Below are 14,967 nucleotides of genomic sequence, written 5' to 3'. Positions count from 1 at the left end.
ATAAGTTTTTTTCTTTTACCGTTTACCCCGGTCCGGTCTGTTATAATGCTTTCTTTCACAGGCACCCGGCAAGGGCATTTTTCCGTTCATCCGTTCCTGTTGCCATTTGCCCTGAAAGCTACAATTTACAGGGATTCCGGCACAATTTATTGGCGCAATATTTGTTCTATTAATAATACGGAAAACGCCACAAACATAAGTTGAAAAAAGCAAACCCTCAACGGGGGTGTGCGAAGATAATAAAACGCCGTGTGCGTGGCATCGTTCAACGGGAAAATTCACTTAAATTGAGTAAATTTACATTGTTAACAAAACATCAGCAGATGAAACCTATGATATATAGTGCCGTAGCCGCGCTGCTTGTGTTAAGCAGCTGTTCTACCGCATACAGGACCGCCCAGACGCCGGATGACGTGTACTACTCGCCGGTGAGGGAAAGAGCTTACGTCAATAACACTGCCAGCAACCAGGATGAGTATGCAGAGGAAACGTATGCTGACAACGAAGGCGAAGACAATTATGTAACTTATTCCGATGAAGATGAGGAGCGTTATGATTATGCGCGCCGCATCGACCGGTTCAGCCGGGGTTACAATGGTAACTACTGGGATGGATACTATTTCGACGATTTTTACAGCCCGAATATTTACATGAACAACTACTGGGGCAGCGGTTTTGGCCGCTGGGGCTCTTACTGGGGCCCGTCCATTAGCCTGGGCATTGGCTGGGGCGGCGGATGGGGTTACAACCCCTGGGGCTGGAACAGCTGGTACGGCGGCGGATGGGGATATCCCTGGTACGGTAGCGGCTGGTATCACCCCGGCTATTATGGCTACTATCCCGGCTATTACGGCAGCGGATGGTACGGTGGTGGCTGGCATGGCGGCGGATGGGCCGGCGGTTATTATACCCCCCGACCTTCCAACTCCTGGGGCCCGCGTGGTTCCTCCACTTCCCGGATCTTCGACGGCAACCGCAGCAACTATACACCCAGGCCCAATAACAGAGGCAACGCGCCTGTCCGTACGTTCGACAGGACCAACAACTCTGTAAGGCCCAACGTGAATGACCGCAGCAACAATAACCGTTACACGCCGAGAAGGACCTTCCAGTCCTCTCCCAGCGAACGCCCGGTTACACAGCCGAACAGGACCACTCAACCGAGCAGGACTTTTGACAGAAATAACAACAACAGCAGGCCGGCGCCCAACTACAGGCAGTCAGCGCCCGCTCCGCAACGTCAGAGTTCACCGGCACCCAGCAGATCATTCCCGAGCCGCAGCAGCAGCGCTGCGCCCGCACCATCTAACAGCAGCAACAGCAGCGGTACACCTGCAAGAACATTCCGTCCGAGAGGCGGCTGATCATAAACCGTGAATGATCAATTACTGACCTGGGCATCCTTTTGCACAAGTCCGTAATTGATCATTTTCTTTTTAATCCTATGCCCTTACCCGAAAAATCTATTTTTCACAACACTGTTATTTCGATGAGTAAAAGAATCGCAGGTCTTTTAATAGCCCTTAGTGTATCTGCCCATGCCTGGGCCCAGGATGAAGGCGATGCATTGCGCTACAGCCGGCTGACTACCGGCGGTACTGCCCGTACGCAAGCCATCGGCGGAGCCGCGGGCTCGCTTGGCGGAGATATTACCGCATCCCACGTAAACCCTGCCGGCCTCGGCTTCTTCAGGACCAGTGAGATCGTGATCACCCCCGGCTTTTATTTCCGCAGCAATCAGTACGACTACCTCAACACGAAAACAGACCAGGAAAAAAGCGGCTTCAGCTTCCACAACCTCGGCGTGGTTTTCGGGATGCCCACCAGCTCCAAATCCGGATGGCGGAACGTGGCGTTCTCGCTGAACTACAACAGGCTGGCCGACTTCAACAACAAAACATACATCGCCGGCGTAAATACCAACAATACCTACACGGAGAAATGGCTGGAAGATCTGACGTTCAACAACGTCAATGATCCCAATGATGCCGGCGTGATCTTTCCGCTCGGCGCCAGCCTTGCCTTCAATACTTACCTGGTAGACGTGGATACCGCCAACGACGGCACGCTCCTGGGTTACCGGTCCCGCGTCAATCCCGCGGGCGGCATTTACCAGCAGGACCAGGTGACGGAGAAAGGCGGCATGAACGAGTTCTCCATCGGCCTCGGCGCCAACTACACCGACCAATTGTACCTCGGCCTCTCCCTGAACTTCCCTACGATCAATTACGAACGTAACCGCACCTACGCGGAAGACGATGATTCCGGGGATGCCAACAACGAATTTTCTTTCTTCGAGCATAGTGAAAATCTCCAGACAGACGCGGTAGGTTTCAACGCCAAACTGGGCGCGATCTACAGCCCCCAGCCCAATGTGCGGTTAGGCGTTGCTTTCCATACGCCCACCTGGTTCAGCATGCGCGACGCATCCAACGCCAGCATTCTTGTGAATACAGAAAACTTCGTGGTAGATGGACAGAATGAGCGGTACCAGACCACCGGGGACCTGACGGACGGCTATCCCGTAGAATATGAATACAGCCTGCAAACGCCCTGGCACGGCCTGATCAGCGCCTCCTATATCTTCGGCACCAATGCGGATGTCAGCCAGCAGCACGGCTTTATTACGGCGGACGTGGAGTATGTGGATTATTCCGCTACCAAATTCCGCTTCAACAAAGGCAGCCAGGCCGACCGTGAATTTGCCAACAACCTGAACCGTTCTATCGACAACCTGTATAAAGGCACCGTGAACGTGCGTGTGGGCGGTGAAATGAAATTCACTGTACTGGCTGTTCGCGCGGGTTTTGCCTACTATGGCGATCCCTATCAGCATGGTAACGTAGACGCCAGTATGAAAAAGATCAGCGGCGGCCTCGGATACCGCAACAGAGGATTCTTCGCGGACCTCACGTACGTGCACACGCTGATGAAAGACGAATACTACCCCTACAAGCTCCAGGAATCCCCGACCCCTGTATTGCCGGCAACGGTAGATGCATCCGGCGGGAATATTGTGGCGACAGTAGGGTTCAAGTTCTAAAAGGAACATTGATATTATGAGAAGATCCGCTTGCTATTACAGCAAGCGGATTTTTTTGTTAAACAGTATTCTTTTATCGTTTATCAATAAATATTTACTATTTTGCAGCAAAAACATAAATATGCTGAACAAAGTATGGCCCGCCGCCGTCAATGTACTTTACTTCCTGGTAATCGCTTTTATCGCGATTATATTCGTGCCCAAATCCCGAACCATCAACGATGTTAGCAGCGCCAGCTCGGTCATAACGGATACGGTCCGGGATACATACATCCCCCGGGACACGGGCAGGATGACCTACCGGGAATTTTCTATACTGGAAAATAAAAGAGAAAACCTGCGGCAAAAGCAGCAACTGCTGAACCAGGGGGGCACCAGGGCCGGTATTTCCTATTCTTCCCCGTTTATAGGATTTCAGGCTAACAAAGACGGTTTGCCGAAGGATAACACCAAACAACACTATCTTACATTACCGGGCTACAAGCTAAAACCGGATGTTGCTTTCAACGTAAAGGACGGGAAATACTGGCTGGAATACCCGGTGTGGGATAGTGAGGGAAACGGAGGCACAAGGTACGGACATTACGAAGAGCGGCAAGTGCCATTCCGGTTCGCATATGATAAGCGGGAACCGTTTTTTTTCAACAGGGAAGGCAGCATGATGATCCCTATCAGCAAGAAAGTATACGATATCTTCTACATACCGCTTGGCGTACTGCATGTGATATTGCTCATTGCCATGGGTTATCTTTTCTTTGTCATCCCTGTCAAGATGCTGATACGCATATCAAAGGGCGAGGTCTTTACCAAACGCCATGTACGGCAGCTGCATCTTATTTCCATATGCCTGCTGGCAGTTCCTTTGGTGACCATATTCATGCAGGGCGTATTGCGGCTTGCATTTCATAACTGGATTACGGAAGATGTGGAATTGAATATTGCAGCAACTTTGGCAAATTATAAAAGCATGTTGATAGCAAGTGTGATCTTTTTCGCTATTGCCAAGGCGTTTAAAAGAGGTTTGTCTTTGCAGAACGAGCAGGACCTTACGATTTAACCATTCAAATAACTTTTATGCCGATAGTTGTGAACCTGGATGTTATGCTGGCAAAGCGAAAGATGTCGCTCACCGAGTTAAGTGAGCAAATAGATATTACCATATCGAACCTGAGTATCCTGAAGAGCGGTAAAGCGAAAGCCGTCCGGTTCAGTACGCTGGAACTGATATGCACGGCCCTGGAATGCCAGCCGGGTGATATCCTGGAATACCTGGATGACAAAGCGTATAAGAAACTGATGAAATAACGATCAATACTCGATCCGGCGCTCTACCCAGTTGAGCAAGGCATCTCCTTCCCTGGCATCAAACCACTGTATTTCTTTATCCCGGCGGAACCAGGTCATCTGCCGCTTGGCATACTGCCGGGTGTGCGTTTTAATGGCTTCCACGGTTTCCGGCAGGCTCAGCTTTCCATCGAAATGTTCGAACACTTCTGCGTAACCGACCGTCTGTAAGGCGTTGTGATGCCGGAAAGCGGCCACGCTGCGCACTTCATCCGGCAGGCCGGCGGCCATCATCATGTCTACTCGCTGATGAATGCGCTCGTGCAATAACTCTTTCGGTAATTGAATAGCGGTGCGGATGATGTTAAAATCACGTTGCTGTGAGGTACCGGTGCGGAAATCAGCAATGGAGCGGCCGGTGGCTTCCAACACTTCGAGAGCGCGCATGAGGCGTTGCGGGTTCATGATCTCCGCAGTCGCGTAAAATGCAGGATCGCGGTGCTGTAGTGTTTCCTGCAGCCAGGGAAGGCCGTTGGCCTCGTACGCGGAACGGACGGAAGCCCGGATGTCAGGCGGAACGGGAGGAATCTGGTCCAGCCCTTCCAGGAAAGCTTTTATATACAGGCCGGTGCCGCCGGTGACAATGGCTACGGGGTGGCGGGTAAATATATCACGGGCATATTGCAGCGCCAGCTGTTCATAAGTGGCGGCATTGACTTCTTCGCTGATGGAGTGTGAATTGATGAAGTGGTGCGGAACAGTGGCCAGCTCTCCGGGAGAAGGCTTGGCGGTGCCGATGCTCAGCTCGCGGTAACACTGGCGGGAATCCGCGGAGATGATCTCCGTTCTCAACTGACGGGCCAGCCGGATCGCCAGGGCTGTTTTGCCGGAGGCGGTGGGGCCGGCGAGTAGTATTACCGTATTTTTCATCCGCTAATATCGATCAGAACAGATTTTCCTCTTCCGCGCCTCCTTCCATGCCATCATCCTCACTTTCACCATTCTCCTCTCCTTCTTCACCAAATCCGTCTTCGCTCATACCTTCCTTGTTGAGATCGTATTTTTCTTCCATTTCCACGAGCTTGTCACCGATAAGGCCCTTTGTGCCATACTGGCTCGGCGCCAGCCCTTCCTTGCGCACGCAGGCGGGATAGGTGAGCTTGATATTTTCATCTTTCGCCACACCGATCAGCTCCACGAGGAAGGTCCAGTTCTTGGCGTAATCGTAGAGGTAGATGAATTTCTGGTTCGGTGCTTTTACCATGGCGCCGATGGGGGTTTCCGACATCAGCAGCGGCTCCGCCTTGCGGGGCTGGCCGTCCTGCTCCAGCAGTATCTCCCGGCCACGCTGCCAGTTGTCATTACTGCGGAAAAAGGTCGCTTTGTGCTTGGAATCAAACTCATACGCCAGCAAAATGGCCTGATGGAACTGTAAAAAATTCTGGGCAGGTTTGACCGCAATGTCCCTGTAGACACTTTCGTCTTCTTCCCAATAAACTCTGAACTTCAATACCGGCATATGCTATAGTTAAGTTAAGCGTCGTGTAAAATTACCAAATTATTTAACAGGGGTCAAGTCCAGTTCCCTGGCCTTCTGTAACATGAACTGATAAGCAGCCTCATAGCTATTGGGAATTTCTCCGTCGAGAATGGCCTCACGAATGGCATTTTTCAGTTCTCCCACTACCCGCCCGGGTTTCAGGCCGAACGTTTCCATGATCATTTCACCTGTGACGGGTGGTTGCCAGTTGCGGATGCGGTCACTTTCCTCCACTTCCTTCAGCCGCTCGCGCACCATTTCAAAATTCTCGAGGTAACGTTTCACCTTCGCCCTGTTCTTCGAGGTGATGTCCGCTTCGCACAGCATCATCAGCGCTTCCAGGTCATCACCCGCGTCAAACAGCAATCTGCGTATAGCCGAATCTGTTATATTTTCTTTTGTAAGGCTGATCGGGCGCAGGTGCAGTTCCACCAATTTCCGTACCAACCGCATCTTTTCATTCTGCGGCAGCTTCAGTTTGGTGAAGATCCGCGGCACCATCTTCCCTCCCACGGCATCATGCCCGTGAAAGGTCCATCCATGGCCTTCTTCAAAGCGCTTGGTGGCGGGCTTGCCGATATCGTGCAATAAAGCGGCCCAGCGCAGCCAGAGGTCTTTTGTGTGGCGGGATATATTGTCGATCACCTGGAGGGTGTGATAAAAATTGTCTTTATGCCCTTTGCCGTCCACCATTTCCACGCCCACGAGGTCCGTCATCTGCGGGAAAATGATTTTCAGGATACCGGCCTGGTACAGCAGATCGAGGCCCACAGAAGGCTTGGCGGACAACATGATCTTGTTCAGCTCGTCCGTGATGCGTTCCTGCGAAATGATCCTGATCCTGTCCGCATTCTCACGAATGGCCTGGAAGGTTTCGGGCAGAATGGCGAATCCCAGCTGGGAGGCAAAGCGGATGGCGCGCATCATGCGCAGCGGGTCATCACTGAAGGTCTGCGCGGGACTTAACGGGGTGCGGATCAGCTTGTCTTCCAGGTCCTGCACGCCGTTGAAGGGATCGATCAGCTGGCCGTAATCGGCTTCATTCAGACTGATGGCGAGGGCGTTGATGGTGAAATCGCGCCGGAGCTGGTCGTCTTCCAGGCTGCCGGGCGCTACCACGGGATTGCGGGAATCGCGGCTGTAGCTTTCCTTGCGGGCGCCTACAAACTCTATGTCGAGGTCCTGGTAGCGGACCTGCGCCGTGCCGAAATTCCTGAAATAGTTCACTTTGATGGCCGGGCCGAGCAATGCTGCCACCCGGTGCGCCAGGGCAATGCCATCGCCTACGCAAACGATGTCCATATCCTTCGTGCCCCTGTTCAGCAGCTTGTCCCTGACAAAACCGCCGATAAGGTAACAGGGAACGCCGACCTGGCGCGCTGCTTTTGCCACGCATTCGAATAACTCCTTTTCCCGTGCTCTACAGGGAATCTGCATATACTTTCTACTGGTTTAAGGCGCAAAAGTACTCAATTACGATCTATTCCTTCAATTTCTGAGGATTTGCTGCTGCCCGTCCGGCTGGATACGCACGATGCGCGAGGGCTGGCGGGGAACAAGATCATCCTGCCGGTACTGCACCACATAGTCTGCCCCTTTGACAATTTCGGGGGAGATCTCCGCAAAATTCGCGGGCGGCGGTGCGCCGCTGATGTTGGCGGACGTGGATACCAATGGTTTGCGCAGGCGTTTCACCAGGTGGCGGCAAAACGTGTCCTGCACCAGCCGGATGGCCACGGTGCCGTCTTCATGTATCACATTGCGCGCCAGGTGCAGGGCGCCTTCATAAATAACGGTTGTTGGCCGGTCGAACTGGGCGATGGTATCCGCAATGTCCGGCGGTGGCTGCGATAAATATTTCACGAGGTCGCGGGGATCAGCCATGAGGATCACCAGGCTTTTGGATTCATCGCGCTGCTTGAGGTCAAAAACGCGCTTTACGGCTGTTTCGTCGGTGGCGTCGCAGCCGATGCCCCAGATGGTATCGGTAGGATACAGGATGATGCCGCCGGATCGCAGCACGGCGAGGCTTTGTACGATATCGTTCTCAAAATCGGTCATAGTTGCAAAAATAGTTGCTGTTTGCGTAAACGGTCAGGCCACTGGTTCCGCATGTAGCGGCGTTTAAACTTAGCGTTATATGCTTTCATATACTTTCATCACCGCCGCGGCGCATTTCTCCACAGTGAACCGCTGCGCATGCGCCACTCCCCGCTCCCGCATTCCTTCCGCAAGCGCAGGGTCTGCCACCACCCGCTCCATCGCCTCCGCTATGGTGGCCGGCTGGTACGGGTCCACATAAAAGGCCGCATCACCGCCCGTTTCCAGGAAACAGGAACCCTGCGAAGTGATCACAGGCGTGCGGCACCAGAGCGCTTCCAGGATGGGGATGCCGAAGCCCTCAAACACCGAAGGATACAGCAATGCCGCCGCCCCCTGGTACAACGCGGGCAGGTCTTCAAACGCAAAACGCCCCGTTTCATTCAGCCAGATCACCTTTTCCGCCAGACCGGTAGCCCGGAGATAAGATTTCACTTCCTCCTTGTATTTCCGTCCATCGCCGAGCACCACCAAAGGCAGGTCCAGCTTACCTTTCAGCAAAGCCATCGCCTTCGTGATGCCGAGCAGGTTCTTCCGCTCTATCACCGATCCTACGTATAAAAAATACTGCTGCGGGAGGTTGTAACGCGCCAGCATGCCGCTGATAGCCTCCTTTGAATGCAGCTGCATGAAAGAGGGGTCGCAGCTCTGATAGGCCACTGTAATGCGTTCCGCGGGTATATGATAAAATTCGATGAGGTCCTGCTTCGTCTGTTCGCTGATGGCGATCACCTGGTCCGCCTGCCGGCAGGCGTATTGCGCCTTTTTGCGGTAGGTGAATACATCGATGGGATTGTATTGCTCCGGATAACGCTCAAAAATAAGATCGTGCATCGTCACCACGCTTTTGATGCCGCTTTTGCGGATGCCGGACGGCAGCTCGGCGCTGAGGCCGTGATAGAGACCGATATGATGGCGTTTAAGATCATCCACCACCCACCGGCCTCTCCACACCGGCCGGAGCCAGCGGTGCAGGGCCTTTTCCGGCTGTATGGACTGCATGCCCGGCGGTGGCTGGAACAGCGGCTTCAACCGGGGCGCGAACAGGAAGTACTGGTGTTGCGGGTAATATTCCGCGAGCGACCGGATGAGGGTACGGCTGTAATTCCCCAGCCCCGTGCGGTTCTGAAAAGCCCGCTTTGCGTCGAAACCGATATTCAAGATGTGCAGTGATTTTTATCCGGCGGCAAAATAGTAAAAATTCGTGCAATGAGGCCGTTGCCGTCAATTCTGATTTTTTTGTTTGATGTAAAAATCCTAAATTGAATGTCCCGTTAATCTCAGGGGTATTGAAAAACATCCATCTGTATCATCACTTAAAACACCAGCAGTATGAAACCCAATGAACAAGTGCTGAAACCATTCTTTGCCCAGTTCCTGGAAACCCAGGCTTCCAGGGAGGAAGTAAAAAAGCGCCTTTCCGCAGAAAGCAACTGGACCAGCAAACTCGCGGACGCACCGGACCAGACGCAAAAATATCCTTCCGACGGAGATGAAGAATGGTGGCTGCTGTAAAATATGATCCTTTGCATCACTCACTCCCGGGATACATATACGATCGACCTGGTACAGCAGCGCCTTCAGCAGTTGGGGCATGCCAGCTTCCGTTTTAATACCGACGAATTCGGCACCCGTTACCAGCTGCAATACCGGCTGGAAAAAACAGGGCCCTCCTATCGCCTGCAGCACGGTGATACCGTCATTCATGCGTCCGATATCACCGGCGTATGGTACCGCAAGCTCTGGGAGCTGGAAACGCCGCCCAACCTGGACGCTACCTACATTCCCGCATTCCGTAAAGAATATAATACCGCCCTGCACATCTTCCTCGATTCGCTGGACGTTCCCTGGATCAATCCCATCTACATCGATCATGCCGTAGGCAGCAACAAGCTGCTGCAACTCGCTTTCGCACAGGCAGCAGGACTGCAGGTCCCGCAAACGATCATCAGCAATCACGCGGTAGATGCGCTGCAGTTCTACGACGCCTGCAACGGCGATGTGGTCGTGAAGCTGCATGGCGCACTGTCCCACACGATGGACGGCGCCGGCGCCTTCTTCCCCACCACGCGGCTGCGGAAAGAAGATACCGCCATGCTCGAATCATTGTCCGCCTGCCCCATGATCCTCCAGGAAAACATCGCCAAGGAAAGAGAATTGCGGATCGCGTATGTGGACGGCGACTTCTATACCGGCAGCCTCAAAGCGCCGGAGACGACGGACTGGCGCACCAGCATCGTGCAGTGGCAACAGTTCATGCTGCCGGCAGCGGTGGAGGAAAAGATCACCAACATGATGCGGTCTATGGGGCTTTATTTCGGCGCCATAGACATGATCCTGCAACCAGACGGCCAATATGTGTTCCTCGAAGTGAACCCGCAGGGAGAATGGGGCATGCTGCAGAAGTATCTCGATTACCCCATCGCCGCCGCCATCGCGGAAAAGCTGGCACTCCGGGTAACGCAGCGATGATCGCAATCTATGTTCATGAACAACGGAAAAATACTCGTCATCACGCATTCGGCAGACAATGCTGCTACTGACCAGGTCATCCGCTACATTGAAGAAGCAGGCGGCGCGGTGGTACGCTTTGACGTGGACCGCTATCCCATGCATGCCAGCCTGACCACCGTTTACCGGGCCGGCGAATGGCAACTGATGCTGGAACTGGCGGAAGGAACATACCGGCTGGACGATCTCACGGCGGTATGGTACCGCCGCAGCTATCACATTGGAAAAGGACTGGAAAGCGTGCTGGAAAAGGAATACCTCGGCACCAGCATTGGTGAGCTGCGGCGCACGCTGTTCGGCATGCTGGAAGGATTGCCCTGCTTCCAGCTGGAACGTTACAGCACTTACCGGCGGCTGGACAGCAAGGAAGAACAGCTGCGGACCGCCGCGGCATGCGGGCTGCAGGTGCCCGCTACCTGCATCACCAATTCACCGGCGCAGCTGAAAGCGTTTATGGAACAGACCGCCGGCGGAGTCATCGGTAAAATGCAAAGCGCCTTCGCCATCTACCGCGAGGGCGAGGAACACGTGGTATTCACCAACGAGATCACAACAGCACATCTCGAACAACTCGACCAATTGCAATATTGCCCGATGATGTTCCAGCAGAAGCTGGAAAAACAGCTGGAACTGCGCATCACTATCGTAGGAAAGAAAATATTTTCCTTCGCGATCGATTCGCAAAAGCTGCCTGCTTCTCAAACCGACTGGCGGAAAGAAGGCGCGGCGCTGGCGGAGGAATGGCAGCCCTACCTGCTCCCTCCCGCTATCGAACAATCCCTGCAGGCGCTGATGGACACTTACGGATTGAACTACGGTGCGGTGGACCTGATCCTTACGCCGGAAGGCGAATATTATTTCCTGGAAGTAAATGCGGCGGGGGAATTTTTCTGGCTGGACAAACTTTGTCACCACGCCATATCCCGGCAGATGGCGGCTGTGTTGCTCGGGCAGGCGGAGCGCAGAAAAGGCAAATAAAATATATTATCTTACTGATATGAAACGGACTACTCTTCTATTGGCAGCCTGCCTGACGCAGGCGGTATCTTTCGCGCAGCAAAAACCGAACATCGTCATCATCCTTTCAGACGATCACGCTTACCAGGCCGTCAGCGCCTATGGCGGCAAGCTGGCGCAAACGCCGAACATCGACCGCATCGCGCGGCAGGGTGTTCTTTTCAAAAGAGCGTATGTCACCAATTCCCTCTGTGGCCCCAGCCGCGCCGCGATCCTTACCGGCAAATACAGCCACATCAACGGTTTCAAAGACAACCAGCATCCCCGCTTCGAAGGCAACCAGGATTCGTTCGCGAAGCAGTTGCAGGCCAGCGGTTACCAGACGGCGTGGGTCGGGAAATGGCATCTGGGAACAAAGCCGCAGGGGTTTGATTTCTGGCGGATATTACCGGGACAGGGTCAATATTATAATCCCGATTTCCTGATGATGGACAGCAGTAAAAAAAGATTCGAAGGATATGCGGCGAATGTGATCGAAGACATGGCGGAAGAATGGCTGAGCAACCGGGACAGCAGCAAACCCTTCTGCCTCGTGATCGGCCATAAGTCCACACACCGCACCTGGGAACCGGACACTACCGATCTCGGCCGTTACGACAACGTGCAATTCCCCCTGCCGGATAATTTCTACGACACTTACGAAAACCGCAAGGCGGCGGCCGCGCAGGATATGACCATTTCCAAAACGATGCTCCTTGACTACGATCTGAAAATGCCCTTCGCCGACGGCAAGCCCCGCCAGAATACCGGCCGCATGAACGAGGCGCAGCGAGCGCGGTTCAACGGCTACTACGATTCCATCGCCGCCGATTTTCAAAGCCGCCACCTCACCGGCCGCGCGCTCACGGAATGGAAATACCAGCGTTACATGCGCGACTACCTGAGCACCGCCGCGGCGCTGGACCGGAACATCGGCCGCACGCTGGATTATCTCGACCAGCATGGATTAAGCCAGAACACCATCGTGATCTACCTTTCAGACCAGGGATTCTACATGGGCGAGCATGGCTGGTTCGATAAACGTTTCATGTACGAAGAATCTTTCAGAACGCCCATGGTAATGCGTTATCCCGGCGTGATCAAACCCGGCGCCCAATCTACGGACATGGTGATGAACCTGGACATTGCGCCCACGCTGCTGGATGCCGCCGGCGTTGCCATTCCCGCGGCCATGCAGGGTCAGTCCATATTGCCCCTCTTCAAAAACGGGAAGGGCCGCGACGCCATGTATTATCACTACTACGAGAACGGAACGCATTCCGTATCGCCGCACTTCGGCATCCGTACGCAACGCTACAAACTGATCCGTTTTTATGAAAGGACCGATGCATGGGAACTCTATGATCTCAAAAAAGATCCGCAGGAAATGAATAACCTGTACGGTAAAAAAGGATATGAAAAAATAACTGCCGAACTGAAGGCCGGTCTGGAAAAACTGATCAATCAATATGAGGATGACGAAGCGAAAAAAATGTTATAGCCTTCTTGTAGCGGCTTTCCTGTACCTGCCTACCGTTTTTGCGCAACAGCCTCCCAACATCGTGCTCTTCCTGGTAGACGACATGGGCTGGCAGGACACCAGCGAGCCTTTCTGGACGCAGGCTACGCCATTGAACAAACGTTTCCATACACCGAATATGGAACGCCTCGCCCGGCGCGGCATTAAATTCACGAACGCCTACGCCACGCCGGTGTGCACGCCCACGCGCGTCAGCCTGATGACGGGCATGAACGCCGCAAGGCATCATGTGTCCAACTGGACTTCCCCGCTGCGCGACAAACGTTCCGACCGGCCGGATTCGCTGTTACAGGCGCCGGACTGGAATATGAACGGCATGAGCCCTGCCGCCGGCGTTCCCCATACCGTTCACGCCACGCCATTACCGCAACTGCTGGGGGATGCGGGGTATTACACCGTGCATTGCGGGAAAGCGCATTTCGGCTCCACCGGCACTCCCGGCGCGGACCCGCGGAACCTGGGTTTCCGGGTGAACATAGCCGGCCACGCCGCGGGGCATCCCGCCAGCTACCTGCCCGAAAAAAAATACGGAGCCGCTTCCGCCACCAACTATGTGCCCGGCCTCGAAGAATTTTACGGAACGGACGTGTTCCTAACGGAAGCGCTTACACGCAAAGCACTGTCCGCCCTCGATTCCGCCAGGGCGCCGTTTTTCCTCTACATGGCGCAGTACGCCGTGCATGTGCCGCTCGAGGCGGACCAGCGCTTTTACCCATCTTACATCAGCAGGGGGCTGGATGATAAAGAAGCGAAATACGCAGCGCTGATAGAAGGGATGGATAAAAGCCTGGGAGATATCATGGATTACCTCGACCGAAAAGGTATGACAGACAACACCATCATCCTGTTCATGTCTGATAACGGCGGATTGAGCACCTACCGCACGCAGCACCAGGAAAAGCATACGCAGAACCTGCCGCTGAGATCCGGGAAAGGCTCCGTATTCGAAGGCGGCATCCGCGAGCCGATGATCGTGAGCTGGCCGGGCACTGTGCAGCCCGGCAGCGTGCAGGCGCAGCCGGTGATCATCGAAGATTTCTTTCCCACCCTGCTGGAAGTGGCGGGCATTAAAAAGCCCGCGCTGCTGCAGCAGCTGGATGGACAAAGCATGGTCCCGTTGTTAAAGAACGCCTCATCGCGGCAAAAAGAAAGAACGCTGGTATGGCACTATCCCCATCGCTGGATGTACGAGGAAGGCCCCGGCCTGCATTTCTTCTCCGCGATCCGGAAAGGCGACTGGAAGCTGGTGTATGATCAGCGGAAGGAGCAGCTATCCTTATATAATCTGAAAGACGATATCGGCGAACAACATGATGTAATACAAGCGCATCCCCGCAAGGCAAAAGAGCTGGCGGCGCTGCTGACCACGTACCTTCAGACACGCGGCGCGGAAATGCCGCTGCGAAGGTCCACCGGCCAAGCCGTGCGCTGGCCGTCGGAGGCTTACGCCACGGCCTTGTGAATGTTTTTCAGCTGATGCGTATGCCGTTGCGTATGCACCACCAGGAAGCGGATCCATTCATAGCGGGTCATCGTGCCGAGGGTGGGCAATTCAAAATCAAGACACATCATGGAAAGGTCCAGCGTAGCGGCGGCAGCGGCCGTCTTTTTCCAGATGCTTTCCAGCTCCGCCATCAGTTCTTCCTTATCATGCGCTCCGTCAGAAGGCAAAATAAAATCCGGTGATTTCATCTTGATATCAAAGTTCAGGAACTGCTCGCGGAGCGGTGCTACATACTGGTCCGGCGCCCGATTGGGCTGCTCTACCTTACCATGCAATATTTCGGCGATGCCGGATGATTTCAGCACGTGTTCCGCCACCTGCCCGGCCGTCCAGCTGCCTTCAAACGGCACCTTGTTGATCTGGTCATCGTTGAAGGATGAAAGCGTTTGCATCAACCCTGAAACGGTGGTTTGTATATCTGCCAGTAATTGTTCCCTGTTCATATTCAA

At 54.0% G+C, this 14,967-nt stretch carries 15 protein-coding genes; 9 read left to right on the top strand and 6 right to left on the bottom strand.

Annotated features, from left to right (window positions below; genetic code table 11):
• Positions 1-323: 323 nt before the first annotated feature.
• The 4 genes from CCY01nite_RS20900 to CCY01nite_RS20885 all read left to right on the top strand — a co-directional run bounded on the left by CCY01nite_RS20900 (position 324) and on the right by CCY01nite_RS20885 (position 4,348).
• Positions 324-1,364, top strand: a complete 1,041-nt coding sequence (locus CCY01nite_RS20900) for a hypothetical protein (RefSeq protein WP_146865866.1) — start codon at positions 324-326, stop codon at positions 1,362-1,364.
• Positions 1,365-1,489: 125 nt separating this feature from the next.
• Positions 1,490-3,043, top strand: coding sequence for an OmpP1/FadL family transporter (locus CCY01nite_RS20895; protein WP_146865864.1), 1,554 nt, complete (start codon positions 1,490-1,492; stop codon positions 3,041-3,043).
• Between the two features lie 121 nt (positions 3,044-3,164).
• Positions 3,165-4,100 (top strand): DUF2975 domain-containing protein, encoded by a 936-nt coding sequence (locus tag CCY01nite_RS20890; RefSeq protein ID WP_186831187.1) that lies wholly within the window; start codon positions 3,165-3,167, stop codon positions 4,098-4,100.
• Positions 4,101-4,117: 17 nt separating this feature from the next.
• Complete coding sequence (locus tag CCY01nite_RS20885; RefSeq protein WP_146865860.1) at positions 4,118-4,348, top strand: helix-turn-helix domain-containing protein; 231 nt, start codon at positions 4,118-4,120, stop codon at positions 4,346-4,348.
• Between the two features lie 3 nt (positions 4,349-4,351).
• On the opposite strand, the gene miaA is transcribed toward CCY01nite_RS20885, so the two are convergent.
• The 5 genes from miaA to CCY01nite_RS20860 all read right to left on the bottom strand — a co-directional run bounded on the left by miaA (position 4,352) and on the right by CCY01nite_RS20860 (position 9,128).
• Positions 4,352-5,257: a tRNA (adenosine(37)-N6)-dimethylallyltransferase MiaA gene (miaA, locus tag CCY01nite_RS20880; protein WP_146865858.1), complete on the bottom strand. Its 906-nt coding sequence runs from the start codon at positions 5,255-5,257 to the stop codon at positions 4,352-4,354.
• A 13-nt stretch (positions 5,258-5,270) separates the two neighbouring features.
• The gene (locus CCY01nite_RS20875; RefSeq protein WP_146865856.1) at positions 5,271-5,846 is read right to left on the bottom strand and encodes an IS1096 element passenger TnpR family protein; all 576 of its coding nucleotides are present in this window, start codon (positions 5,844-5,846) and stop codon (positions 5,271-5,273) included.
• Positions 5,847-5,885: 39 nt separating this feature from the next.
• Complete coding sequence (locus CCY01nite_RS20870; RefSeq protein WP_146865853.1) at positions 5,886-7,304, bottom strand: CCA tRNA nucleotidyltransferase; 1,419 nt, start codon at positions 7,302-7,304, stop codon at positions 5,886-5,888.
• A 51-nt stretch (positions 7,305-7,355) separates the two neighbouring features.
• Complete coding sequence (locus CCY01nite_RS20865) at positions 7,356-7,928, bottom strand: L-threonylcarbamoyladenylate synthase (RefSeq protein WP_146865851.1); 573 nt, start codon at positions 7,926-7,928, stop codon at positions 7,356-7,358.
• A 75-nt stretch (positions 7,929-8,003) separates the two neighbouring features.
• Entirely contained in the window at positions 8,004-9,128 is a 1,125-nt protein-coding gene (locus tag CCY01nite_RS20860; protein ID WP_146865849.1) for a glycosyltransferase family 4 protein, read from the bottom strand.
• Positions 9,129-9,299: 171 nt separating this feature from the next.
• Here CCY01nite_RS20860 and CCY01nite_RS20855 point away from each other — a divergent pair, with 171 nt between their 5' ends.
• From CCY01nite_RS20855 to CCY01nite_RS20835, 5 genes are read left to right on the top strand one after another with little or no spacing between them, the layout of a single operon-like run.
• Positions 9,300-9,482 (top strand): microviridin/marinostatin family tricyclic proteinase inhibitor, encoded by a 183-nt coding sequence (locus tag CCY01nite_RS20855; protein WP_146865847.1) that lies wholly within the window; start codon positions 9,300-9,302, stop codon positions 9,480-9,482.
• Between the two features lie 3 nt (positions 9,483-9,485).
• Positions 9,486-10,439, top strand: coding sequence for an MvdC/MvdD family ATP grasp protein (locus CCY01nite_RS20850; RefSeq protein WP_146865845.1), 954 nt, complete (start codon positions 9,486-9,488; stop codon positions 10,437-10,439).
• A gap of 15 nt (positions 10,440-10,454) precedes the next feature.
• Complete coding sequence (locus CCY01nite_RS20845) at positions 10,455-11,456, top strand: MvdC/MvdD family ATP grasp protein (protein WP_146865843.1); 1,002 nt, start codon at positions 10,455-10,457, stop codon at positions 11,454-11,456.
• A 19-nt stretch (positions 11,457-11,475) separates the two neighbouring features.
• Positions 11,476-12,975, top strand: coding sequence for a sulfatase family protein (locus tag CCY01nite_RS20840; protein WP_146865842.1), 1,500 nt, complete (start codon positions 11,476-11,478; stop codon positions 12,973-12,975).
• Positions 12,950-14,476 carry a sulfatase gene (locus CCY01nite_RS20835; RefSeq protein WP_146865840.1) on the top strand — a complete coding sequence of 509 codons (1,527 nt, stop codon included), beginning with the start codon at positions 12,950-12,952 and terminating at the stop codon, positions 14,474-14,476. The genes CCY01nite_RS20840 and CCY01nite_RS20835 overlap by 26 nt, the downstream gene beginning before the upstream one ends.
• Here the strand turns inward: CCY01nite_RS20835 and CCY01nite_RS20830 are convergent.
• Complete coding sequence (locus tag CCY01nite_RS20830; RefSeq protein ID WP_146865838.1) at positions 14,458-14,961, bottom strand: DinB family protein; 504 nt, start codon at positions 14,959-14,961, stop codon at positions 14,458-14,460. The two genes, CCY01nite_RS20835 and CCY01nite_RS20830, sit on opposite strands and share 19 nt — an antisense overlap.
• Positions 14,962-14,967: the final 6 nt, after the last annotated feature.

The sequence above is a fragment of the Chitinophaga cymbidii genome, assembly GCF_007992715.1.
Lineage (GTDB): Bacteria > Bacteroidota > Bacteroidia > Chitinophagales > Chitinophagaceae > Chitinophaga > Chitinophaga cymbidii.
Note: the sequence above shows the minus strand (reverse complement) of the source record. Positions and strands in the feature narration are given on the sequence as shown.